Genomic DNA, 23,965 nt, shown 5'->3' on the forward strand with positions numbered 1-23,965 from the left:
GTAAAAAAGATCCCGGGATATTTATCCTGGGATCTTTTTTTAAAGAACCAAGCTATACGATCGAACTTTAGCTGCCACTGCATTCAATATAGAGCAACTCAGCTCGGCAGTATGTTTCGTTTATAGACTATTTCTATTGATCCGCAAGAATTCGATGATCTCATCCTTCTTCTCTTCCATCTTGCCTTTCTTTTCCGTAAATTGATGATTATAGATGGTCAGGTACTGATGGTCGTCCGTTTCAGATTCATATAATTCGGCAGTGGCAAAAGAGAAATGCTCTTCTTCATCCGAAAGATGGTCATACACATAGGCAAAATCATGATTACCCAAGGAGCTTACTACAGCATCTTTATCCGCCACGAATTTTAACCTTCCCGGCAATGTCCGCTTATTCATCCATGCTTCGTCTTTTTCAGAAAAAGGATAAATAGTAATACCCCTGAATGCCATAATAATTGGGGTAATCAGAATAATACCCATTTCAATCGCCCACACGGCCCACAACATACCGCCCGAAACCGGACTCTTTTTCAAAGTAAAAGTGCCGACTTCATTTAAACCCTGCATCGCTTCCCAAATAAATGAAGGGTGTAAGAAAAACGCCTTAAACCCCTCCAGATTAAAAGACGATTTTACCCAGGTATCTCCGCCCATTGTCCCCTCCGCATTGTACATCAGCGACACAAAAAGAGCCCACTGGGCATAAAAGCCTAAAATTGCAATCAGCAAAGTAATCAATATTGCAATGCCCTTATTTCTTAATTTCCATTGTTTGAAACAGAAGTTAAGAACATAGAATATTCCAGCACCAAATCCCAATGTAATAAATACATTAAAATAAATAATAGGAATAAACCATTGCAAAGCGATGTAAACAATTGCCAGGACAATGGCCCCCACTGTACCTAGCACAAGAGATCCAATAAATGCCAAAGCAGGAGCCTTTCCCGAGGGCTTATAATATAGATTTTCCATAAAAACAGTAAAATTGATTTTTAACTTAACAGATAAATCCCCTAACCAAAACCAAGCCAATTCTCCAAAGACCAGTCAATTTTCGTCAAGATTTGATGACATTAACTTCGTTACATTCGTTTAAGTGCCATTTATTGAGACAATTTTGTAAGTTTGGGACATGAAAATCAAAATAATATCCTTTTTTACACTTGCATGTGTATTAAATATTTGGGGGGCAGTAGCGAAGGCCCAAAGAAAAGGATTCTGGCAACAGAAAGTTGACTACAACATGGATGTCAACGTGGATGAAAAAGCATATCAGTACGATGGAAAAATGACCTTGAAGTACAGCAATAATTCAGGGCAGTCACTAAAAAAGGTATATTTCCATTTATATTTCAATGCTTTTCAACCAGGATCGATGATGGACTATCGATTAAAAAACATAAGTGACCCCGACAAGCGAATGGTCACTAACTTGGGTACAAAAGAAAAACCGGTATATCAAAGTCGCATCGGAGAACTGAAAGCCAATCAAACTGGTTACCAGAAAATTAAAACCCTAACGGTCAATGGTGCCAACACAACATTTAAAATTGATGGAACTATTTTGGAGGTAACTTTACCAGTTGCGATCCAAGATGGGGAAACAGCACGTTTTGATATGGAATGGACCGCACAAGTTCCGGAACAAATCAGAAGAACTGGCCGAAATTCGGCCGAGGGTGTAGCGCTATCTATGGCGCAATGGTATCCGAAGATGGCTCAATTCGATGAATTCGGCTGGCATTTGGATGAATATACAGGTCGCGAATTCATTGCCCCTTTCGGCAATTTTGACGTTACCATACACCTCAATAAAAATTATGTCGTTGGTGCCTCTGGTGTTCTTCAAAATCCATCAGATGTTAAAGGCTATCAACCAAAAGCAAAAGTAAAAGCCGTCGACAATAAAGCAACGTGGCACTATAAGGCCCAAAATATCCATGATTTTGTATGGGCAGCAGACCCTAAATTTGTCGTGGATTCCGCTTCAAGTAAAAATGGTATAAAAGTGTATACCGTATTCTTGCCAACAGACAAAGAAGTGATCTCGAATTGGAAAACAGCAATAGGCCTTTCTACCGAATTCTTTGACTTCTGTAGTGCGAAGTTTGGTAAATATCCATGGCCAACTTATACCATCATTCAAGGTGGAGATGGCGGAATGGAATATGGTACAGCTACGCTTATCACAGGTGGCCGCAATCTAAAAAGCCTTGTCGGTGTAATATTCCATGAATCGGCGCACTCTTGGTACCAACAATTGTTTGGGATCAACGAAACCGTAGATGAATGGTTTGATGAAGGCTTCACATCTTATGTCGAAGAGTTAGCTATGCAGCATATCTTTGAAAAAAGAGGTGCCATAGCATCTAACCCGCAAATTGCAGCCTACCGTGGATATTATAAATTGGCCCTTTCAGGTAAAGAAGAACCGATGAGTTTACTGGCAGATTATTATAACACCAACTATGGCTACAGCAACGAAGCATACAACAAAGGTGCCGTGCTTGCAGAGCAGTTGGGTTATATTATTGGTCAGGAAAATTTAGAAAAAACCTTCTTGAAATTTTATGACATCTGGAAGTTTAAACATCCGACACCAAATGATTTCAAACGCGTTGCTGAAGATGTTTCCGGTATCAATTTAAAATGGTATTTCAATCTGTTTATCAATACAACACGTCAAATCGATTACGCCATTGAAAAAGTAACAGATACAGAAATCCTATTGGCCAATAAGTCCAATTTTGCCATGCCACTGGATGTTCTGGTAGAATACACCGATGGAAGCAAAGAATTATTTTATATCCCTTTGCGTGAAATGCGCGGAGAAAAACCAGAAGAGCATTTTGACATTTACAAAGGTGTTAAAAGAACCGTGCTTGAGGATTGGTTCTGGACCAAACCGGACTATACTATCCATGTATCGAAAACACCAAAAACGGTAACAATTGATCCTTCATTGCGATTAGCGGATGTAGAATCGGCAAACAACAGTTTTAGTAAGTAACTACATATATTTCCCATTATCCGAACAGATGGGAAAATCAAGACAGCTTCCAAACCCAATATATACGACGCGGTTTGGAAGCTGTTTTTTAATTCCGTGGATTATATACTCTTAAGGGGAATAACCATATTCCATGTACGTTCAAATTGATAGGGCTCTGAACCATCCCCGGTTGCCGCAAACAAATGAGTAGGCTTCCCATTTTCAAATAGTAAAAACGGTCGTTCAAAATTGGCCTGATGACTCGTCGTGCCATCATCCCATTGAATTGTTTTAGAATAAGCTTTTACAGACTTCGAAAGATGCCAATCTATGCCATCCTTCGAATAAGCATGTATCCCGCCCCCCTCTTCACCGCAGATCTTTCCGTAACGGTCCTTCATAATAAGTTCAAACTGCTGACCGTTATACCAGACAAATGGATCTTCTACATCGTTTTCATGGTTTTGGTCCGTATGGAATGAAAAAATAGGCTTGTCCGATAAACGGCGATAAGGTCCGAGGAAAGAATCCGCTTGCGCGGCTCCCAATAAAAGTGGTGGATTATAATTTACTGGGGAAGATTTATAAACTAAATAAACCTTTCCGTTCGGTAAGACAACTGGCGAAGGATTTGATGTAATGGAGGCATCCCATTCCCCTTTTCGGGGATTCAAAATCGGTTGATCAACTCTTTTCCATGGCCCTGCAATTGACTTGGAATAGGCCATCCCAATACGTTTATGCATCCAGGCTTTCTGGCCTAAGCCCGACTCCCATACATTTTCTGTAAAAGAGGGATTTGGTTCGTCATAATTATTGCCAAAGTAATAAAGCACATAATAGTCACCATTTTTTACAATTCGAGGATTGTGTGTTGTACAGCCATCAAAATATTGCTTCCCCCGGGCAGGCAGTACAACTTCAACAAATTCGTATGGCCCTTCAGCGGTATCTGAAATAGCCCTGACGACTTCGGAGTTTGTCACCCAATTACCAAAGCCATATTGTTTGCTCCAACGCGAAGCAAACATATGATATCGTCCATCTTCTCCTTTTATGACCGATGGGTCCCAAATCCAATAATCTTTCATCGCAAATCCTCCTCCTTTTGGCGCCGGTAATAACTTATCTATAAAGGAGTCTTCAAGACTGTCCCCCCAAGCATATCCATGGTTTGAAAATATGAAGAAGCCAGAAACACCGGCTACATTTTTTAGAAAGTCTCGACGGGAGGTTTTCATACGTTTTACTTTTATTAGAAGAAAATAATTCGTTTTTTAATCTATTTGATAAGCTCCCATGAAATAATTTACACGAGCCTGATACCTATAGCTTTTCGATTTTTTCAGAAGGAAACTTTTGAATTCACTCCTCCTTCATCAGACATTAGGTGCTATATTGGTGCTTTCTACCTACAAATATTGACAACAAGATAAAGAATAACTAGCTTGTTGTCAACCTTCTTTTAGATGATTCTTCCATACTATTGCACTTTCTTTTTAAATCCTTAATGAGCGTGCGGAAAAGCCATGCGAAGATTTCAGGTACGCATAGTCGAAAGAAGAAAAAATAAAGGGCGATTTGGTCAGGTCTTGGTATATTTGTCCCCATGATTTATGTCCATATCCCCTTCTGTAAACAGGCTTGTCATTACTGTGACTTCCATTTTAGCACTTCACTACAATACAAAAGTGAGATGATCAATGCCATACGACGGGAAATTGAGCTCAGAGCAGCCTATTTGGAAGACAAAAAGGTCGAATCGATCTATTTTGGTGGTGGCACGCCATCCTTATTGGAAGCTGAAGAGATCGCACGGATCATCGATACGATAGCAATGCATTTTGACATCGTAAATCAGGCTGAAATTACGCTGGAAGCAAACCCCGACGATCTAAATGCGGCCAAAGTAAACAGTCTGCGGAATACAGCAATCAATCGATTCAGCATAGGCATACAGTCTTTCTTTGAAGAGGATCTTAAATGGATGAACAGAGCACATAATCAGCAGGAAGCACTGGCTTCTATCATGCGGGTGCAAGATGCGGGCTTTGAAAATATTACCTGTGATCTTATTTATGGCTACCCGCTGTTGACTGATGAGAAATGGCGCCACAATATGCAACAGCTGATTGACTTTGAAATTCCCCATATTTCTTCGTATTCCATGACCGTAGAAAATAAGACAGCATTGGATCACTTTATTAAAAAAGGCTTAAGTCCGGCTATAGATTCAGATCAGGCAGCGGATCAGATGAGTCTTCTTATCCATACATTGAAAGCCGCGGGATATGAACAATATGAAATTTCCAATTTTGCAAAAAATGGCCGTTATGCGCGTCACAACACAAATTATTGGAAAGGTAAACATTATCTTGGTATAGGTCCTTCGGCACATTCGTTCAATGGAACTTCCAGAGCTTGGAATGTTTCCAACAACGCAAAATATATGACCTCAATCAATTCAAACCAACTTCCCCTGGAAATTGAGGAGCTTTCTACGCTGGACCAGATCAACGAAAGTATCATGACTTCACTGAGAACCATGTGGGGACTGGATTTGATTGCGCTGGAAAGTAAATTCGGGCAATCTGTCAAAAATCGTGTATTGAAAGATGCAGAACCATTTCTAGCAGAGAAAAATCTCGTTTTGGAAGAAAACAAATTACGCTTGACGGATCCCGGTAAATTAATGGCCGATCATATCATGTCTGAATTATTCATAATAGAGGATTAACAAATAAATCACTAATATTTTATTAAAATAATAATATCACAAGTATTTACATTTAAAAAATTACGAAAATCAAAATATAAATCTATTTTCTAGGCGGTTTGTACTATGTTTGCAACATAATCTATTATAAAATTATGATGTCACACAAGCCATCTTTTGATTTAGAGATCAAAAGTTACAGAGAGCAACAAAACGCTGCCGTAAGCTTAATTCAAATTGTCAGTAACCTGTGGTATAACCACGCTATTGAACTTGTATTTTTTCGAAATCAACTCATTGATGTAAAATCGAGTTCAATTCTCAACCTGATCAAGGAAAGCGTCTTCCTTACCGACGAGCCATTCAATATTTTTGACACCCTTCACACAGCACAGGTATTGGAAAAACTCACGCTATCACCTGCGCGTATCGATATCGGAAAACTTACCTTACAGGGCAAGAAACAGACTATTGACAACAACGATCTGCCTAGTTTTATTACAAATGAATTAAAAGATATCAATCAACAAGCGGAATTAAAACCACGCGATGTTGTGCTTTATGGATTTGGTCGTATCGGCCGTTTACTCGCCCGAGAGCTTATGCATAAAGCCGGTGCTGGACAGCAGCTTCGCCTTCGTGCCATTGTAACGCGAGACGCCAATGATAGCAAGTCCATATTGAAAAGAGCGACACTATTAAAAACAGATTCCATACATGGTGCGTTCGAAGGCGACGTACAGGTCGACATTCCAAATCAGGCACTTATTATCAATGGCATCACTGTCCACCTTATCTCTGCCAAACAGCCAGAGGACATCGATTATACCTATTATGGAATACAGCATGCTTTAGTCGTCGACAATACGGGTGCTTTTCGAGATGAGCAAGAACTGAGTCGCCACCTGAAATCCAAAGGTACCGCCCAAGTTTTATTGACAGCACCCGGGAAAGGTATTCCAAATATCGTATACGCAGTCAACGAAAATGATATTGACGTGCAAAAGCATGCGATCTTTTCCGCCGCTTCCTGTACGACCAACGCAATATCCCCTATTTTGGCGGTCCTTGAAAATAAAATAGGCATTGAAAAAGGGCATATCGAAACCATACATTCCTATACTAACGACCAGAATCTTGTCGACAATATGCACAAGAAGTCCAGACGGGGCCGTGCCGCAGCGCTCAATATGGTGATCACAGAAACTGGAGCGGGGGCTGCCGTTTCAAAAGTATTGCCTTCACTGAAGGGCAAACTGACCTCCAATGCCATTCGTGTTCCCGTGCCAAATGGATCATTGGCGATTTTAAATCTCGAAATTAAATCTAAAACTACCGTCGAAGAAATCAATGCACTTTTAAAAGAGGCATCACTACAGGGTGACCTTGTCGAACAGATTAAATTTTCTAAAGACAATGAACTCGTTTCTTCAGATATCATCGGCTCCACTGCCGCTGCGATCGTGGATGCTCCAGCGACGATAGTCTCGGCAGATGGCAGGAATGTCATTCTATATGTCTGGTACGACAATGAATACGGATATTCCCATCAGGTAATGCGCTTATCTCGTCATATTACCGGCGTAAGAAGGTATACATATTATTAGCATCACCCCTAAAAATATAAGCGGCAGTTCGTTGTGCAATTACCGCTTATATTTTTACAGGATTGCTTTTGAGGTATTTCATAATTATCGGTGTTGCTCCTGCTTTCTGCAGAACATATTCACGGGCCAGTTTTCCGGCCTTTTGACGGACAGTCTGATCTTGCAAAACAGCAAAGACTTTCTTTAATTCTTTAGCACTGGCAATGGCGAAACCTGATCCATTTTGCACAAGATCTTTCGCCTCCTGAAACTTCTTGAAATTTGGTCCAAATAGAACCGGTATGCCATAAGTTGCGGCTTCGAGTGTGTTATGTATCCCCACGCCAAAACCACCACCAATATAGGCCAGTTGGCCATACCCATACAAAGACGAAAGCATACCAATGTTATCGATAACCAGTACCTTTGAATCGGCTATTATTGCGGCATCGTAGGTAGCCATGTCCGAAAAGCGGAGTGCCTTCGGCCAAAGGTTAAAAATGCTCGCTAAATGTGATTCATTAATTTCATGCGGAGCCAAGATCAGCTTATAGTCTGAATTATCCAGCAGCAATTCCTGTAGAGCCTGCTCATCCTCGGGCCAGGTACTTCCTGCAACCAAGGCCGGATTTTCACCAATAAATTGGCTGATCTCGGGAATCATTTTTCTGCTTTTAGGAATGTCTACCACACGATCAAAACGTGTATCTCCGGCTAACCCGGCATTCCGTATCCCAAATTCTTTCAAAAGACGTACACTTTCTTCATTTTGCACAAAGAAGTAAGTCACATAACTTAAAATTTTCAGAAAAAAAGTACCATAGGCCTGAAAGAAAATCTGATCGGGTCTAAATATTGCTGAGATCAAAAACAAGGGAATACCCCGTCTATGCAGGCCTTCAAAAAAATAATACCAATATTCATATTTCGTAAACACAGCGAAACTTGGATTAATCAAGTCGAGAAAAAGCCGTGCGTGCTGAGCAGTATCGTAGGGGAGATAAAAAACATAATCGGCCAAAGTAGTGTTTTTTCTGATTTCATAGCCAGAGGGAGAGTAAAATGTTACAATTATTTTATGATCCAAATAATTATTTTTCACCGCTTCCAGGACAGGTCTTCCTTGCTCAAATTCCCCCAATGAAGCAAAGTGAAACCAAATATGTTTTTGGGAAGAATCAACCGTTTGTTTCATCCTCGAATACCAGTCTTTTCGTCCCTCTACCATGAGCTTGGCTTTGGCATGAAAAGGAGCCGAAATACGCAGTAAGAGTCCATAAAGAAAGATTCCAATTGAATAAAGCAAACGCATGTTTTTAAAATAATGTTTATCTTAGTCAAAGATATTAAACCCATTTCATTAAACGGAACCATTGAGTGGAAAATAAACATCGCAAACGGATTTTGATAACAGGAGCAGCTGGCTTCCTCGGTTCTCACCTTTGTGATCGCTTTATTGCGGAAGATTACGATGTAATTGGAATGGACAACCTAATTACCGGAGATCTACAGAATATAGCACATCTATTTAAGTTGGAAAATTTTGACTTCTATCATCACGATGTCTCAAAATTTGTCCACGTTCCCGGGCACTTGGATTATATCCTGCATTTCGCTTCGCCAGCCAGTCCCGTTGATTACCTTAAAATTCCGATACAAACATTGAAGGTAGGATCCTTGGGCACACATAATCTCTTGGGCCTAGCGCGTGCTAAACAAGCACGCATTTTGGTAGCCTCCACCTCTGAGGTTTATGGCGACCCACTGGTTTCACCACAATCCGAGGACTACTGGGGCAATGTAAATCCCGTGGGACCTCGCGGTGTATACGATGAAGCGAAGCGCTTCCAAGAGGCGATAACGATGGCCTATCACAATGCACATGGTCTGGAGACCCGTATTGTCAGGATATTTAACACCTTTGGTTCCAGAATGCGTCTCAATGACGGCCGAGCTATCCCCACCTTTATCGCACAAGCGATACGTGGCGAAGACATCACGATTTTTGGGGATGGTTCACAAACACGATCATTCTGTTATATTGACGACCAGGTCGAAGGCATCTTTCGCTTGCTGCATTCGGCATGTGCAACACCTATAAATATTGGTAATCCAGACGAAATCAGCTTGCTACAATTGGCCCATGAAATTGTCGAATTGACAGACAGCTCGAGTAAAATCGTCTACGAACCATTGCCGGTTGATGATCCCAAACAACGGAAACCCGATATTGGCTTGGCCAAATCAAAATTAGCTTGGGAACCTCAAATAGACCGAAAAACAGGATTGAAAAAAACCATAGAATTTTACAAAAAGATCCCTTTGGATACCTTATCACATAAAGACTTTACTTACTATAATCAACAATAATGAACAAAAAAATACTAGTCACAGGAGGAACAGGTTATATCGGTTCGCACACAGTAGTCGAACTACATAAAGCAGGATATGTACCTGTCATCGTGGATGATCTGTCCAATTCAAACATCAAAATTTTGGATCAGGTTGAGAAGATCATCGGCGTTAGACCTGAATTTCACCAATTTGACCTTTGTGACACAGACCGCGTGAATGAATTTGTAAAAAACAATACCGATATCTCAGGAATTATCCATTTTGCGGCCTCTAAAGCAGTAGGTGAATCTGTACAGAAGCCTTTGAAATATTACCACAACAATTTCTTCTCGTTAATTAACTTATTAGAGGCATATCAAAATAAGCCTATTAATTTTGTCTTTTCTTCAAGCTGTACCGTATATGGTGAGCCAGACTACTTACCTGTAGACGAGAGTGCTCCCGTGAAAAAGGCAACCTCTCCTTATGGAAATACAAAACAAATTGCTGAAGAAATCCTACAGGAAACTGCTGCTGCATATGACAACTACAATATTATTGCGCTCCGTTATTTCAACCCTGTAGGTGCACATGAGTCGGCATTGATCGGTGAATTACCAAACGGTGTTCCTCAGAACCTGCTTCCTTTTATCACACAAACAGCCATTGGAAAAAGAGAAAAATTAACGGTATTCGGCTCTGATTACGACACACCGGATGGATCTTGTATCCGCGACTATATCCACGTTGTTGATTTAGCAAAAGCTCACGTTGCAGCAATCAGATTATTGGAAAAAGGCAACCCGAACGGAAAATACGATGTCTTTAATGTGGGAACAGGAAATGGATATTCTGTCCTTGAAGCGATCGAGGCTTTTGAGAAAGCTTCAGGACAAAAACTAAATTACGAATTTGGTCCACGTCGTGACGGAGATATCATCAAGGTTTATGGGGACGTCACTAAATCGGCCAATCAGTTGCATTGGAAAGCAGCACTTGGTATTGATGAAATGATGGCTTCTGCCTGGGCATGGGAAAAAAATCTGAAGGAAAATCCATTAGATTAAACAATAGCCTCTGCTGCTACAGCAAAGCATTATACTCAGCTTAACTTTATATGACCGTCTTAAAAACTGAGACGGTCATCTTTTTGGCTCCCAAAGGGTCTATCTGCCAACTGAAGGTCAACATTAAACAAACTCTTTGTCGGAAATATATTCCATGAGCATTCCGGCCTGATCTCCAAGCTTCTTTTTCAAGCGCTGCATAGATTTTTTTATCGCGTCTGGAGTAACCCCCAATACGTTGGCTACTTCCTTATTATTTAGCCCCAGTTTCATAAGCACAATTACCCTCAGATTGGATTCCGTTATATCGGGAAATCTAGATTGTATATCCTGGAGTAAATTGGGAAATTCTTTTACAATCAATAATTTAAATTCCTGCCATTTCTCTTCAGTGATGAGATGTGACTGCAACAATATTTTTAGCTCCTCGCGATCTTTTTCAACAACATTCCCTTTTTCTTCAAGCATCGCAGAAAGTACATTTATCTGTTCATTATTGCGCTTAAGATAAGCGACGTACTCTTCCACTTGGCTTTTAGAGCTCACCAGTTCCCTGTCTAATTCCGCTTTTGTATACTTTAAATTAAGAAGCTGATATTCATAGTCACGTATCCGTTTTCTAGCACGGGATCGAACAGCATTATAAATAAAAAAGAATAAGACCAATACCAATAAACTTAATATTAGCCATAATCGTCTCTCAGCTTGCTTTTTCTTAATAACAGCTTGTGCCAGCGATAATTTATCGGCATACTTTTGCTTGTCGGCCATAAACTTCAATTGGGACAATACTGGATCACCATCTAAAAAGCGTAGTGAGTCTTGGAGACGTTCTATCCTTCTTCGTGCATTCAGCTCACGACCTATATCGTTACTTTGCATAGCCAAATTCAACTTGTGAATCTCAAGTTCAAGTATTGTCTTCTTATCATCCGAGCCCAACAAAAGGGACTCAGCTTCCGCAATCATATGACGAACATCCTTCGTTTCCTTATTCGCTATATCTAATCGAATCCGCATCATTAAGGCAAAGATTGTATTTCGGTCATTCCCAAGAGATCTGGAAATCTCAAGATCTTTATCTAGAAGCAATAAAGCCTTATGGTAATCCTTCATACCTTCAAACACAGCAGCCTGATTCCCTAAAATCTTCGCGTAGCGTAATGAGTCGTTTTCTGAAAGTGCTAAAGTTTGAGCCAATTCAAAAATTTTCATTGCCTGCAAGGTATCACCACCACTTTTCAGAGTCAGTACACCTAAATTGTCTAAGATTTCAGCTTTCAATTTCGGTGAAATTTGTTCTTCTCGTTGCCCTAATTCCAGATATTTAATTCCAGAAGTATAATCACCTAAAGTTCCAAAAAAATAGCCAAGCTTCTTGTAAGTTTGTGTTAGGTCTAAAACAAGTTCTTTCGGTATATCTTCGAGCCCTTTCTCTCCTTCCAAGATAAAAGGTAATGCCTCAGAGGCTTTCAGACATCGATATAAGTAAAAGCCATACATTACCTTTACCCAAACGCGTACGTTTTGATAGCTATAGCCTTCTTCAAGGTCCAGCGCTTTTAAATAGTATTTATCACTAAAGTTATTTCTTGCACCCTCGTCATTAAACGACTGATCCGCCAATAAACAATAATAGATTGCCAAAAGTGCCTTATCATTTTTTCGTACCGCTTGGCTAAAATATGGCGCAAGATACTTGCTCAACGACAGACTAGAGGATTGATACTGCGCTGATTCTTTTATAATTGTTTCGTAAAAGTTCTTCTCTTCTATCGAGGAATTGGAATCCATTAAATCCATCCCATAGACAACACGACAAGGTATGATTGTTAGGAAAAGAAAAAATAGAAGACATCGAAACATATCGGCACAGGCATTGAATTTCGCAATAAAAATAAAAAATAATTTTAATTAAATCATCATGAGAAAAAATCAACCAACTACAAACACTGTTAAGATTGAGACCGTAATCGTGCCTTACACTCTTCGATTAAAAAGAAGAATAGTGCATTAAATAATATCCTACTATTGTTCGCAAATTAAACAGAGAAGCCACTTTTTAAAAAACCTTGTGACTAGTCACAAAAAGCGGTGAGATTATTCTTCTGACCAATAGTATTACTTGTCATCAAAAAAATGATAAATATGATCTGGTGTAATAGCTTTCGTTAATTGGACATCATATTCATTTTTATCTGCAATAACATCAATTGGATTAAAAAAAGATAGTCCGACACGCTGTACACCAACTTTACAGGACGAGAAAAAACGGTCATAAAACCCCTTCCCATAACCTACCCTGTATCCGAAAAGATCAAAAATTAACAATGGCACTATAATCATATCAATAACCGATGAAGCGACCTTAATGCCAGATATTGGCTCTGGAATACCCCAGCTGTTCGTCTCAAATAGTGTATGCTCATCCAATATGAAATGTTGCATCGAATAATCATCAAAATTAGATCGCGAAACAACGATCTTTATCTGTGGAAAAAACTCTTGAACATAATTTATTATTAAATATGTATTGGGTTCGTGGTATTTTCCTATAGGAATGAAAATATGCAAAAATTCGACCCCTGAGAGATCAAGCTTTGTAAACCGCGAAAGTAGTTGTTCATTGAGCGCAGTTTCTTCCTCTAAAGACAATTGACATCGCTTAGTTTTATACTCAAGTCTCAATTCTTGTTTCGATTTCATTTGTAAAATAGTTATTTCCAAAATTTATTTCTCTTTCTTACCAAAAGCCCCATTAAATTCCATCACCTATGCCAAGGTCAATTAAAAATAGTATTCCTTCCAATTCAATTTTTATTTAAGCTTCAAAAGCGATTAGAGTTTTTTGTTCAGAATAGAAAAACCAGGTGCTAAACCGAGTCTAGTATTACAAAAAACGGCCTTGTAGCGAGCGCTAACAAGACCGAATAATCAACCTAAACCTAAAATCTTTATATTATTTTACGCGCTCGATATAATTACCTGTTTGCGTATCAACTCTTACTTTCTCACCTTGATTAATGAACAACGGCACCATAATTTCAACACCAGTCTCTACAGTTGCTTTTTTCAATGCATTTGTAGAAGTATCTCCTTTTACAGCCGGTTCAGTATATGTAATTTCTAACTCAACACTTTTTGGAGCTTCTGCCATGATAGGCTCATCACTTTCAAAAGCAATAATTACAGTCATTCCTTCTTTCAAGAAGCGTGCAGAATCACCAAATAAAAATTTCGGAATATTAAACTGCTCATATGTATTATTGTCCATTACAACGAAGAAATCGCCATCATCATATAGATACTGATAATCATTCGTTTCTACACGTGCAATCTCGACAGACTCATCAACTCTAAAACGGTATTCAACTAACTTACCAGTTTTAACATTACGCATTCTAGCTTGATAAAAAGCACGTAAATTACCTGGTGTACGGTGTATATATTCCTCTACGGATACTAATTCTCCGTTAAATCTTAAGATATTTCCTGATTTTACCTCTGATGCCTTAGCCATTCTTTGAATTGAACTTTAAACGGTTATCTCATTATTGAGTCGTCAAAAGTACAAAAACTAATTGTGTTATTAAAATTTCATTCGCTACTTTTTTATTGAAATAACCGTTTTCAAGAGTAGCTGGAGCCATCCCTATAATTTCAAAAAGCGGATACGAATAATATACTCCCATCATTTACCCAAAAACAGATATGCAGCTATAAAGATTCCAATTCGTAACAATTTGGGTTCATAAAAAAATGAAATATTAGGATGTTATTGTTAAGAATTGTGCATTAAATGCTATGAGAAATAGGAGAATTAGGCTTTAAAATCCAGAATGGATATCGTTTCATCACAGAACTCATATTCTTTCTTTTGATTTGAACAAACGACAAGTATTCTTGATTTTAATTTTGCTCGATCGATCAAATTCATGTACCATTCTTCACCGGCACTATCCAAATTACTTGTTGGCTCATCCAACAATACCAAGCTAGATGCAGAACAACAAGCTAGTGCTAGCTTTACCCGTTGACGCATACCTGAAGAAAAAAATCTTATCTCTCTGTCAAGTGCATGCTCCAATCCCAATAAGCTGACAACTGTTTCTTTATCAAAAGAAGGAAGATAATTTTTAAATTTAAAATGGAAATCGATCAACTCATTTAAGGTAAATTCCTCGATCAGTTCAACGTAGGGGGCTGCAAGAGACAGTTGTTGATATATTTGATCCACACTTAAGACCTCTTCGCCATATGTGTAAATCAATTCACCCGCTGAGGGTGTCAAACTACTTGAAAGCACTTTTAGGAAAGTGGACTTCCCTGAACCGTTATGGCCAAGGATGGCATAACTCTTGCCGGACTCGAAGGTATAGTTTATATGCCTAAAAATCCATTCATTGTTATACCTCCTACCAATATCTTTTAATGTAATTTTCAAATTCACTAGAATCGACAATGCGATTACATCGCTCTATTATTGAATCCCTTCATGATACCCCGGCCTGAATTCCGAATAAAATCCAAAATTTCATCACGGATTTCCGTTGCCTGATATTCAGCTTCTATAATTTCTATTGCTTTAGCCAAATTTCTGTTTTGGACAAAAAGAATTCGATAAAGATTCTGAATCTCGGCAATTTGCTCTTCCGAAAAGCCTCTTCTTCTCAATCCAACAGAATTAATACCAGCATAAGAAATCGGTTCACGTGCGGCCTTAACAAAAGGAGGAATATCCTTACGCACCAATGAACCACCGGTAACAAATGCATGCGAACCAATTTTGACAAATTGGTGAACAGCAACCATTCCAGCAAGTACAACATAATCGCCGACCGTAATATGTCCAGCAAGTGTACTGTTGTTCGAAAAAACACAATTATCACCTACTTCACAATCATGTGCAACATGACTATAAGCTTGGATCAAACAATTTTTTCCAATGACCGTTTTATACCTATCCTTGGTTCCTCTATTGATTGTTACACACTCACGAATGGTTGTATTGTCTCCAATTTCAGCTGTAGTAATCTCACCATCAAATTTTAAATCTTGAGGTTCCCCAGAGATTACTGCACCGGGATATATTTTACAGTTTTTTCCAATTCGAGCTCCATCCATGATCGTCACATTTGATCCTATCCAAGTGCCTTCACCAATGACGACGTCTTTATAAATGGTTACAAATGGCTCGATGACCACATTTTTAGCAATTTTTGCCTCCGGATGAATATAAGCTAATGGCTGTATCATCTATACTACTTTAGTTGTTATTTACTCTTACGATCTGTGCCATAAGCTCCGCTTCGCACACAATTTTCTCTCCTACCATAGCCACACCTTTCATTTTTGCGATACCTCTTCGGATCGGCTCCATCAAGTCACATCTAAAAATAACAGAATCTCCTGGAGTTACCTGCGCTTTAAAACGTGCATTTTCAATTTTAAGGAATAAGGTCAGCCAATTCTCTGGATCAGGGACCGTCTTCAAAACTAAAATTCCCCCTGTCTGTGCCATAGCCTCCACTTGCAAAACACCGGGAAATAATGGTGCACCAGGAAAATGTCCCATAAATAAATCTTCGTTCATGGTAACATTCTTCAACCCCACAACATGTGTTTCTGTCAACTCAAGAATTTTATCGACCATAAGCATGGGCTGACGATGAGGTAAAATCTTCATGATTTCTACCGTATCGTATAATGCCGGCATATTGGGATCGTAAACTTTAATTTTTTTTCGTGTTTTATCTTTCTTGATCTGCTCCTTTATCTTTTTTGCAAAAGCCACATTCGCTGCATGACCTGGCCGTGCAGCCATAATATGCCCTTTCAAAGGTCTTCCGACTAGCGCTAAATCTCCAACCATGTCCAACAATTTATGTCGAGCAGGCTCATTTTGGTAACGCAATTGATTATTGTTTAATATTCCTTCCTTAGCAACTGCAACGGTTTCTTTATGAAAAAGGTGCGCTAATTTTTGCAATTCCTCAGGAGAAGTCTCCTTGTCCACAATAACGATGGCATTACTTAAATCACCACCTTTAATAAGCCCATGATCAACCAACATTTCCAATTCGTGTAAAAAACAAAACGTACGCGAAGAGGCTATTTCCGATTTAAAATCCTCAATAGATGTTATTGCTGCATGCTGGCTTCCCAACACAGGCGAATTAAAATCGATCATACAAGTCAAACGATAACCATCCATTGGCATGCCCAGTATTTCAACTTTGCGATCTGGTTCTGCATAATGGATATTATTGGAAATCTCATAATAATCCCGATCAGCATCTTGTTCTTCAAATCCCGCTTCCTCTAACAACTTCACAAAAATAGCTGAACTACCATCGAGAATTGGTATTTCAGGACCATCAATATCAATCAGCACATTATCAATTTGTAAACCAATTAACGATGCCATCAAATGTTCAATTGTACTCACACTTGCTCCATTTTGCGTTATTGTTGTCCCTCTGGAGGTATCCGTAACATTATCCGCATCAACCAAAATTTCCGGTTGCCCCTCTAAATCCACACGTCTGAACTTAAACCAGTGATTTTCCGGAGCTGGCTTAATCGTCATCGATACAATTTTTCCTGTATGAAGACCTACCCCCGAAATTTCAACCTCGTTTTTGATGGTTCTCTGTTTTACATTCATTTCTAATAACATATTTTTAAATCAAAACTTCTTTTGACAAAACATTTATCCTTGAAGCTATTTCGATGTTCGCCATAGCCTTACTAGGAATGATTATTTCATCACAAATAAAGAACAGTTTATTTTCAATGAAAAATAATTATTTCAATTTTTTTTCTACTAACTTTTCTAACTCTTGGATTCGTTTTTCCAACTCAGGAAGACGTGCAAAAATCACATTAGAACGCAATTGCGGCTGATAAGGCATCACTGGTGTACCGCCCCATTTTTTGCCTTCTTCTTTAATCGATCTATTCACTCCTGATTGGGCTTGGATTTGAGACCCCTTTGCAACAACAATATGCCCAACAACACCAACCTGTCCTCCTAAAACTACATGTTCTCCAATTTTTGAACTACCAGAAATACCTGTTTGCGCTGCGATTACTGTATTCTTTCCAATATCAACATTATGTGCAATTTGAATCAAATTATCCAACTTAACACCATCACGCACTATTGTAGCGCCCATTGTTGCCCTATCGATTACAGTATTGGCGCCAATCTCAACATTATCCTCCACTTGCACATAACCGATCTGCGGTACTTTTTTATATGTTCCGTCTTCTTGTGGAGCAAATCCAAATCCATCCGACCCAATCACAACACCGGAATGTACTACGACATTTTCCCCAATCTTACAATCATGATAAATCTTCACCCCTGGATAGAGTGTTGTATTATCTCCAATCGTAACTTTATCGCCAATATAGACCTGTGGGTAGATTTTTACGTTATTTCCAATGGAAGCCCCGCGTCCAATATATACAAATGCACCGATATAACCTCCTTGGCCGATCTCCGCTTCAGCATGTATAAAATGAGGTTCCTCACGTCCGCTTTTGTCAAGACGAAACTCATTATACATGTTCAAAATAGTAGAGAAAGCAGCATAGGCATTCTTAACCCGTATGATCGTCAATGTCGGTTTAGTTGCTTGGGTCAATTGTAAATCTTCATTAACAATTACAATCGAGGCGTCAGTAGTATAAATAAAATGCTCATATTTTGGATTTGACAAAAAAGAAAGATCGCCTTTTTTACCTTCCTCAATTTTGGCAAGGTTACCTACAGTAACTTCTGGATTTCCTTCAATCCGTCCTTCTAATAATGTCCCTATTTGTTGAGCAGTAAATTGCATGGTACAAATCTATGTTTTTTTATTAAAAAATAACTACTTGATGGAAGTAATTGCAACATATCCCACCTCTTTTGGATAACATAAGGAATATTTAGCTACATTTTTCGATAGCGCTTCTAAATTCCCTAGATCAGAAGCCTCTGTTATATCGACGAGCTCGCCCGATTTCAATAATATTTTAATTTGATCCCTGGAAGAATTATAGGCCCGGTTTTGAATTTCCTGCATAAATACATAATAATGAATATCCTCTTGAGCCACTCCCATCTCAGCTTGTACTTTCGCCTTTACTAAATCAACATATTCTGGCAAGAATGGCTTATCACTCATGACAGATCGATATAGATTACGTTTCATAACACGCTGGCACATTGTACTTAAAATCGAATCCTCATGACGTTCCCATGTTTTTATGGCTGACATAATATCCGTATCATCTAAACGAGTAAACCAATCCAAATGTAACGAGTCATCCAAAAAGTTAGTTTTGTTGACCTGCTGGCTTAAAAACCAATGAAAAGCCGGGGTAGAAAAGAGCTTATGGCCAGCAGCCGTCAAATATTTTGCCCGCTGCAGAATTTTAATCAATAACTGTTCAGCACCGATAACGGTCTTGTGTAAATATACTTGCCAATACATCAACCGCCGCGCAATCAGAAATTTCTCCACAGAATAAAGCGCTTTATACTCCACTACTATTTCATCGTCCACCACATTGAGCATTTTTATAATACGGTCAAATGAGATAACGCCTTCCGATACGCCTGTAAAAAAACTATCTCTATTGAGGTAGTCCATTCGATCAACATCCAATTGGCTCGACACCAATTGATGAAGAAATTTACGTTCGTATTTATTATTAAAGATTGTAATTGCTAGACTTAGTCTTCCACCCAAATCATTATTGATTCGATCCATTAAAAGGGAAGACAATAGCTCATGAGAAACTCCTTCAATCAAACTATGCTCCAAGGAATGTGAAAAAGGGCCGTGACCTATATCATGCAGCAATATTGCCGACAGAACAGCCTCCTCTTCATCCGCTGAAATTATAACACCTTTACTCCTCAAAGTTTCCAAAGCCATCGACATCAAATGCATCGCTCCTATGGCGTGCTGAAAACGAGTATGCAACGCTCCGGGATAGACAAGATGCGTCATGCTCACCTGCTTAATATAGCGGAGCCTTTGGAAATAAGGGTGTTGCACTAGGTCAAAGACCAATCCTGTAGGAATAGCGACAAATCCATATACCGGATCATTAATAATTTTATTTTTGTTCAATGTGGAGACAAATTAATACGATCATCAACACTATAAATATGAAACCGAGCCCTTTAATCATGAACTCCTGGTTAACACTAGTATAAACTTAAAACAAAGATAGTTAGTTCATCGTTAATAAATGTTAAAAATAAAATCTGAAGCACGATATTTGCTTATGTTAGCATGAGATCGAAAATCCGATCCTCCCCTCTACTACTAATAGACATATAATAACAAGATGCAAAAAACACATATTCTTTGGGCTGACGATGAAATTGACTTTCTAAAACCACACATTTTATTTTTAGAAAGCAAAGGTTACAAAGTTGACACAGTCAATAATGGAAATGATGCCGTTGAAGCCTTTAAAAATGGTTTTTTCCACCTCGTTTTCTTAGACGAAAATATGCCTGGGCTAACCGGGCTCGAAACACTTGCTATACTCAAATCGATCAACCCTACTGTCCCCGTTGTTCTGGTCACAAAAAATGAAGAAGAACATGTCATGGAAGATGCCATCGGCTCCAAAATAGATGATTATCTTATCAAGCCGGTCAACCCCAAGCAGATCTTGATGACAATAAAAAAATTAACGGAGAACAAACGTCTTGTCAATGAGAAAACATCCATGGCCTATCAACAAGACTTCCGCAATTTGGGGATGATCCTGAATGACAATCTGGATTTCAACCAATGGTCAGAAGTTTACAAAAAACTTGTCTACTGGGAATTATCCCTCGAAAAGCTTGAAGATAACAATATGCATGAAATTCTGACGATGCAAAAATCCGAAGCAAACATGCAATTCTCAAAATTTATAGAAAACAACTATATACAGTGGATTAATCGCCCCGAAAACGCGCCCATTCTTTCACACCAGCTATTTAAGAAAAAGGTATTTCCGACCATAGAAGATGATACACCGACATTTTTCTTTCTAATAGACAATTTGCGTTTCGATCAATGGAAAATTATCAATGAGGTAATCACCGACTATTTTAGACTTGAGGAGGAGATAAACTATTACAGTATTTTACCAACAGCAACACAATATGCTAGAAATGCCATCTTTAGTGGATTAACTCCACTGGAAATGGAAAAACGCTTCCCGAAATTATGGCAAAACGATGAAGATGAAGGTGGCAAGAATTTATATGAGGATAAATTTTTGGAAGATCAGATCAAGCGACTTTACCGCAAGTCCATAAAACACTCCTACACGAAAATTTTGACCCTGGAACAAGGAAAGGATGTGTTAGACAATCTCGGTAATATGATGCACAATCAACTGAATGTGTTGGTGTATAACTTTGTTGATATGCTTTCTCACGCACGTACGGACAGCTCTATGATTCGTGAATTAGCAAACGACGAAGCAGCGTATCGCTCTCTCACTTTGTCATGGTTTGAACACTCACCTTTATTAGAGGCTATAAAATGGCTCTCACAAAAGAAAGTTCGTGTGATTATTACAACCGACCATGGCACGATACGTGTAAAAAAGCCAAGTAAAATCGTTGGTGATCGAAATACAAATACAAATTTGAGATATAAGCAAGGGAAAAATCTGAACTATATTGACAAAGATGTTTTTGCTATCAAAAATCCCCACGAGGCACAGTTGCCTAAACTTCATGTTAGTTCAACATACGTTTTTGCCAAAGAAGATTCGTATTTTGTTTACCCCAACAACTACAATCAATTTGTCAATTACTTTAACGGAACATTCCAACATGGAGGAATCTCTTTGGAAGAAATGATTATCCCCTTTGCGACATACTTACCGAAATAGTAATTTTGCAACATGGAAATTATTGTAAATACGACAGCGGATCTATCTCAAGCGGCTCAGACACTTTTAAATAGTTTTCCAAAGGACCGAATTTTTCTATTATATGGTTCAATGGGAGCAGGAAAGACAACTTTTGTAAAACACCTGTGCAAACAATTGAATGTACAAGATAGTACATCTAGTCCAACATTCTCCATTGTTAATGAATATGAGTCTACAGTTGGACCCATATATCACTTTGATTTTTACCGCATTAAAGATGAACAGGAGGCTTTCGATTTTGGCTATGAAGAATATTTCTATTCAGGTGCATATTGCTTTGTTGAATGGCCAGAGAAAATCCCCAATTTACTTCCTGAAGAAGCAAAAGAGATACATATTAGCATCATAGATGCAACAACACGTAAAATTTCTATTCGTTAACTACCTTTTTTTTGACTCCCTACTATGGCTCATTTATCATCTTGTCAATATATTCCATCTGATATCCATGTGCCCGGATTAGCGGCTATACACGCCGAGCACCTTAGCTTTTCCTTTCATGAGAACAATATGCAGTTTGCTGTTGAAAATAGTTCTTTCGATATCGATGAAGGAAAAATAACAGCGATCATTGGTGAATCTGGCAGTGGAAAAAGCACCTTACTACGATTAATATATGGTTTATTGGAACCAACAGACGGTACTGTCCGTTATAAGGGGTGGCAGGTTCCTACACGTAAAGACAAGTTAATTCCCGGACACGATGCGATGAAATTAGTGTCACAGGGCTTTGACGATTTGAATACTTATGCCAATGTATGGGATAATGTTGCTTCACAATTGCCAAACACAGATATCAAACGCAAACAAGACAAAACTGCGGAAATATTACAACGTCTACGGATAGATCACCTCGCTAAAAAAAGAGTAGCAGACATTAGTGGGGGAGAAAAACAACGCGTCGCCATCTGTCGTGCGTTGATCAACGAGCCTGAAGTTTTACTAATGGATGAACCCTTCAATCAGGTTGATGCCTCTTTTAGGGATACCTTGCAACAGGACATAAAAGATATTGTTAAAGAAACTGGGCTGACCGTCATTTTAGTTTCACACGATCCTACGGAAGTACTTGCTTTGGCAGATAATCTCATTGTGATGAAATCTGGTAAAATCCTAGATCAAAACAATCCACATGTATTGTATAGCAATCCATCGCACCCTTATACTGCGCAATTACTGGCAAAAAGCAATATATTACAGGTTGAGCAAGCTCAAAATTTAGGCATAACAAGCGAAAAACCAATCGCGATACATCAAGAATGGATTTCAATTAGTCCTTCTGAACAGTCTACTTTTTTTGTAAAAGATGTCCGATTCAGAGGTTTTTATTATGAAATCGTCGTCAGCAATAATGAGGTTAACTTACATGCGATTATAACATCGCAAATAATTCCACAAAAACTACAAGCTGTCGATCTAACCATATCTCACTGGATCGCTTTTGACCATTAATTGTATGCCCTAGTCTTGTGTCTCTAGCCAAGATAAAAATGCGTCAAACCATAATTTATCCGAGGTTTTGTTAATTAATCCGAAACCGTGCCCCCCCTGCTCAAAGGTATAAAGCTTGTTGGGCACTTTTGACTTGTCCAAAGCTGCCATCATTCTATAGCTATTTTCTATTGGCACAGCCATATCGTCTTTGGCATGGACAAAGAAAACCGGACAAACGTTAGAAGACACCTGCAAATTGGAAGAAAACAGCTTTATTTGGTCTTGTGAGGGGGTTTCTCCAATGAGATTTATACGCGAACCTTTATGTGTTATATCATTTTCCATAGAGATTACTGGATAAATTAATCCTGCAAAATCAGGTCTTAGCGATACATGGGAAGGATTCGCTATATAGTCTTTCTTAAACTTCGTAATTAAAGTGGAAGCTAGGTGCCCGCCAGCGGAAAATCCTATTACCCCAACTTTTCGAAGTCCGGGATGCAAGGTTCGGATCAACTGCATTGCCCGCTGGGCATCCTGAAGAGGTCCTATTGATTTGTCACGCATGATATTTGGTGAAGGCAATCGGTATTGTAAAACAAATGCCGAATAGCCATTTTTTATCAGCTCTTTTGCAACGGCATGCCCCTCATGATCCATTGCTATATGAGAATACCCTCCTCCTGGAATAACCAGTACCGCGATATTTTTATCTATACTTTTATCTGCTGTATATGCAAATAACTTTGGTACATTCTTTTCTAAATTTACCTGCTCTTTATCAGTCGAATTTGGAATAGAATCTGCATAAAGGTTGATTGCTTCCTGCGCTTTAACAAGCGAAATCAACGAACATAAAATCATAAAAATTCTTTTCATTAAA

General features: G+C 38.8%; 20 protein-coding genes and 2 pseudogenes. 9 read left to right on the forward strand and 13 right to left on the reverse strand.

Going from position 1 to position 23,965, the window contains the following annotated elements; translation table 11 throughout:
* Window positions 1–120: 120 nt before the first annotated feature.
* Window positions 121–978, reverse strand: coding sequence for a hypothetical protein (locus M2419_RS22470; protein WP_201666661.1), 858 nt, complete (start codon window positions 976–978; stop codon window positions 121–123).
* A 160-nt stretch (window positions 979–1,138) separates the two neighbouring features.
* Between M2419_RS22470 and M2419_RS22475 the strand changes: the two genes are divergently transcribed.
* Window positions 1,139–3,016: a M1 family metallopeptidase gene (locus M2419_RS22475; RefSeq protein WP_259255636.1), complete on the forward strand. Its 1,878-nt coding sequence runs from the start codon at window positions 1,139–1,141 to the stop codon at window positions 3,014–3,016.
* 101 nt (window positions 3,017–3,117) lie between these two features.
* On the opposite strand, the gene M2419_RS22480 is transcribed toward M2419_RS22475, so the two are convergent.
* Window positions 3,118–4,239, reverse strand: a complete 1,122-nt coding sequence (locus tag M2419_RS22480; RefSeq protein ID WP_202883702.1) for a glycoside hydrolase family protein — start codon at window positions 4,237–4,239, stop codon at window positions 3,118–3,120.
* 368 nt (window positions 4,240–4,607) lie between these two features.
* Here M2419_RS22480 and hemW point away from each other — a divergent pair, with 368 nt between their 5' ends.
* Together hemW and M2419_RS22490 are read left to right on the forward strand one after the other, a co-directional pair.
* The gene (hemW, locus tag M2419_RS22485; protein WP_153844866.1) at window positions 4,608–5,735 is read left to right on the forward strand and encodes a radical SAM family heme chaperone HemW; all 1,128 of its coding nucleotides are present in this window, start codon (window positions 4,608–4,610) and stop codon (window positions 5,733–5,735) included.
* Window positions 5,736–5,869: 134 nt separating this feature from the next.
* Window positions 5,870–7,321, forward strand: a complete 1,452-nt coding sequence (locus tag M2419_RS22490; RefSeq protein WP_259255642.1) for a glyceraldehyde-3-phosphate dehydrogenase — start codon at window positions 5,870–5,872, stop codon at window positions 7,319–7,321.
* A 46-nt stretch (window positions 7,322–7,367) separates the two neighbouring features.
* Here the strand turns inward: M2419_RS22490 and M2419_RS22495 are convergent, their stop codons facing one another.
* Complete coding sequence (locus M2419_RS22495; RefSeq protein ID WP_259255644.1) at window positions 7,368–8,612, reverse strand: 3-deoxy-D-manno-octulosonic acid transferase; 1,245 nt, start codon at window positions 8,610–8,612, stop codon at window positions 7,368–7,370.
* A gap of 65 nt (window positions 8,613–8,677) precedes the next feature.
* Here M2419_RS22495 and M2419_RS22500 point away from each other — a divergent pair, with 65 nt between their 5' ends.
* Window positions 8,678–9,670 (forward strand): UDP-glucuronic acid decarboxylase family protein, encoded by a 993-nt coding sequence (locus M2419_RS22500; RefSeq protein ID WP_120333049.1) that lies wholly within the window; start codon window positions 8,678–8,680, stop codon window positions 9,668–9,670.
* Complete coding sequence (gene galE, locus M2419_RS22505) at window positions 9,670–10,701, forward strand: UDP-glucose 4-epimerase GalE (RefSeq protein ID WP_259255645.1); 1,032 nt, start codon at window positions 9,670–9,672, stop codon at window positions 10,699–10,701. The genes M2419_RS22500 and galE overlap by 1 nt, the downstream gene beginning before the upstream one ends.
* 123 nt (window positions 10,702–10,824) lie before the next feature.
* Here galE and M2419_RS22510 read toward each other — a convergent pair whose 3' ends face one another.
* From M2419_RS22510 to M2419_RS22545, 8 genes are all read right to left on the reverse strand, one after another.
* Window positions 10,825–12,495 carry a hypothetical protein gene (locus tag M2419_RS22510; RefSeq protein WP_259255646.1) on the reverse strand — a complete coding sequence of 557 codons (1,671 nt, stop codon included), beginning with the start codon at window positions 12,493–12,495 and terminating at the stop codon, window positions 10,825–10,827.
* Window positions 12,496–12,822: 327 nt separating this feature from the next.
* The gene (locus M2419_RS22515) at window positions 12,823–13,407 is read right to left on the reverse strand and encodes a 5-formyltetrahydrofolate cyclo-ligase (protein WP_182983426.1); all 585 of its coding nucleotides are present in this window, start codon (window positions 13,405–13,407) and stop codon (window positions 12,823–12,825) included.
* Between the two features lie 253 nt (window positions 13,408–13,660).
* Window positions 13,661–14,221, reverse strand: coding sequence for an elongation factor P (gene efp, locus M2419_RS22520; protein ID WP_153844861.1), 561 nt, complete (start codon window positions 14,219–14,221; stop codon window positions 13,661–13,663).
* Window positions 14,222–14,521: 300 nt separating this feature from the next.
* On the reverse strand, window positions 14,522–15,151 hold the full coding sequence (locus M2419_RS22525; protein ID WP_310442570.1) for an ATP-binding cassette domain-containing protein: 630 nt from the start codon (window positions 15,149–15,151) through the stop codon (window positions 14,522–14,524).
* A gap of 17 nt (window positions 15,152–15,168) precedes the next feature.
* On the reverse strand, window positions 15,169–15,957 hold the full coding sequence (gene lpxA / locus M2419_RS22530) for an acyl-ACP--UDP-N-acetylglucosamine O-acyltransferase (protein WP_075990789.1): 789 nt from the start codon (window positions 15,955–15,957) through the stop codon (window positions 15,169–15,171).
* 10 nt (window positions 15,958–15,967) lie between these two features.
* Complete coding sequence (locus M2419_RS22535; protein ID WP_172840641.1) at window positions 15,968–17,368, reverse strand: bifunctional UDP-3-O-[3-hydroxymyristoyl] N-acetylglucosamine deacetylase/3-hydroxyacyl-ACP dehydratase; 1,401 nt, start codon at window positions 17,366–17,368, stop codon at window positions 15,968–15,970.
* A gap of 139 nt (window positions 17,369–17,507) precedes the next feature.
* Window positions 17,508–18,548 carry a UDP-3-O-(3-hydroxymyristoyl)glucosamine N-acyltransferase gene (lpxD, locus tag M2419_RS22540; RefSeq protein ID WP_182330352.1) on the reverse strand — a complete coding sequence of 347 codons (1,041 nt, stop codon included), beginning with the start codon at window positions 18,546–18,548 and terminating at the stop codon, window positions 17,508–17,510.
* A 33-nt stretch (window positions 18,549–18,581) separates the two neighbouring features.
* Complete coding sequence (locus M2419_RS22545) at window positions 18,582–19,832, reverse strand: HD domain-containing protein (RefSeq protein ID WP_182330355.1); 1,251 nt, start codon at window positions 19,830–19,832, stop codon at window positions 18,582–18,584.
* Between the two features lie 220 nt (window positions 19,833–20,052).
* Here M2419_RS22545 and M2419_RS27535 point away from each other — a divergent pair.
* Window positions 20,053–20,385 (forward strand): annotated as a pseudogene (locus tag M2419_RS27535) (response regulator); the annotation flags it as partial.
* A 257-nt stretch (window positions 20,386–20,642) separates the two neighbouring features.
* Here M2419_RS27535 and M2419_RS27540 read toward each other — a convergent pair.
* Window positions 20,643–20,762: a YSIRK-type signal peptide-containing protein gene (locus M2419_RS27540; protein WP_227550103.1), complete on the reverse strand. Its 120-nt coding sequence runs from the start codon at window positions 20,760–20,762 to the stop codon at window positions 20,643–20,645.
* Between M2419_RS27540 and M2419_RS27545 the strand changes: the two are divergent.
* The 3 genes and pseudogenes from M2419_RS27545 to M2419_RS22560 form a co-directional block, all read left to right on the forward strand.
* Window positions 20,755–21,606: pseudogene (locus M2419_RS27545) on the forward strand (PglZ domain-containing protein); the annotation flags it as partial. The gene M2419_RS27540 and the pseudogene M2419_RS27545 sit on opposite strands and share 8 nt — an antisense overlap.
* A gap of 12 nt (window positions 21,607–21,618) precedes the next feature.
* Window positions 21,619–22,029: a tRNA (adenosine(37)-N6)-threonylcarbamoyltransferase complex ATPase subunit type 1 TsaE gene (tsaE, locus tag M2419_RS22555; protein WP_259255649.1), complete on the forward strand. Its 411-nt coding sequence runs from the start codon at window positions 21,619–21,621 to the stop codon at window positions 22,027–22,029.
* Window positions 22,030–22,053: 24 nt separating this feature from the next.
* Entirely contained in the window at window positions 22,054–23,100 is a 1,047-nt protein-coding gene (locus tag M2419_RS22560; RefSeq protein ID WP_259255650.1) for an ABC transporter ATP-binding protein, read from the forward strand.
* Window positions 23,101–23,109: 9 nt separating this feature from the next.
* Here M2419_RS22560 and M2419_RS22565 read toward each other — a convergent pair whose 3' ends face one another.
* Window positions 23,110–23,961, reverse strand: a complete 852-nt coding sequence (locus tag M2419_RS22565) for an alpha/beta hydrolase (protein WP_153844854.1) — start codon at window positions 23,959–23,961, stop codon at window positions 23,110–23,112.
* Window positions 23,962–23,965: the final 4 nt, after the last annotated feature.

It is taken from the genome of Sphingobacterium sp. BIGb0116 (assembly GCF_024808035.1).
Taxonomy (GTDB): Bacteria; Bacteroidota; Bacteroidia; order Sphingobacteriales; family Sphingobacteriaceae; genus Sphingobacterium; species Sphingobacterium paramultivorum.

Excerpts from the sequence above, each read along its gene's own strand:
- M2419_RS22470 (WP_201666661.1), bottom strand. The coding sequence starts at position 978 with ATGGAAAATCTATATTATAAGCCCTCGGGAAAGGCTCCTGCTTTGGCA.
- M2419_RS22475 (WP_259255636.1), top strand. The coding sequence starts at position 1,139 with ATGAAAATCAAAATAATATCCTTTTTTACACTTGCATGTGTATTAAAT.
- M2419_RS22480 (WP_202883702.1), bottom strand. The coding sequence starts at position 4,239 with ATGAAAACCTCCCGTCGAGACTTTCTAAAAAATGTAGCCGGTGTTTCT.
- hemW (WP_153844866.1), top strand. The coding sequence starts at position 4,608 with ATGATTTATGTCCATATCCCCTTCTGTAAACAGGCTTGTCATTACTGT.
- M2419_RS22490 (WP_259255642.1), top strand. The coding sequence starts at position 5,870 with ATGATGTCACACAAGCCATCTTTTGATTTAGAGATCAAAAGTTACAGA.
- M2419_RS22495 (WP_259255644.1), bottom strand. The coding sequence starts at position 8,612 with ATGCGTTTGCTTTATTCAATTGGAATCTTTCTTTATGGACTCTTACTG.
- galE (WP_259255645.1), top strand. The coding sequence starts at position 9,670 with ATGAACAAAAAAATACTAGTCACAGGAGGAACAGGTTATATCGGTTCG.
- M2419_RS22510 (WP_259255646.1), bottom strand. The coding sequence starts at position 12,495 with ATGGATTCCAATTCCTCGATAGAAGAGAAGAACTTTTACGAAACAATT.
- M2419_RS22515 (WP_182983426.1), bottom strand. The coding sequence starts at position 13,407 with ATGAAATCGAAACAAGAATTGAGACTTGAGTATAAAACTAAGCGATGT.
- efp (WP_153844861.1), bottom strand. The coding sequence starts at position 14,221 with ATGGCTAAGGCATCAGAGGTAAAATCAGGAAATATCTTAAGATTTAAC.
- lpxA (WP_075990789.1), bottom strand. The coding sequence starts at position 15,957 with ATGATACAGCCATTAGCTTATATTCATCCGGAGGCAAAAATTGCTAAA.
- M2419_RS22535 (WP_172840641.1), bottom strand. The coding sequence starts at position 17,368 with ATGAATGTAAAACAGAGAACCATCAAAAACGAGGTTGAAATTTCGGGG.
- lpxD (WP_182330352.1), bottom strand. The coding sequence starts at position 18,548 with ATGCAATTTACTGCTCAACAAATAGGGACATTATTAGAAGGACGGATT.
- tsaE (WP_259255649.1), top strand. The coding sequence starts at position 21,619 with ATGGAAATTATTGTAAATACGACAGCGGATCTATCTCAAGCGGCTCAG.
- M2419_RS22560 (WP_259255650.1), top strand. The coding sequence starts at position 22,054 with ATGGCTCATTTATCATCTTGTCAATATATTCCATCTGATATCCATGTG.
- M2419_RS22565 (WP_153844854.1), bottom strand. The coding sequence starts at position 23,961 with ATGAAAAGAATTTTTATGATTTTATGTTCGTTGATTTCGCTTGTTAAA.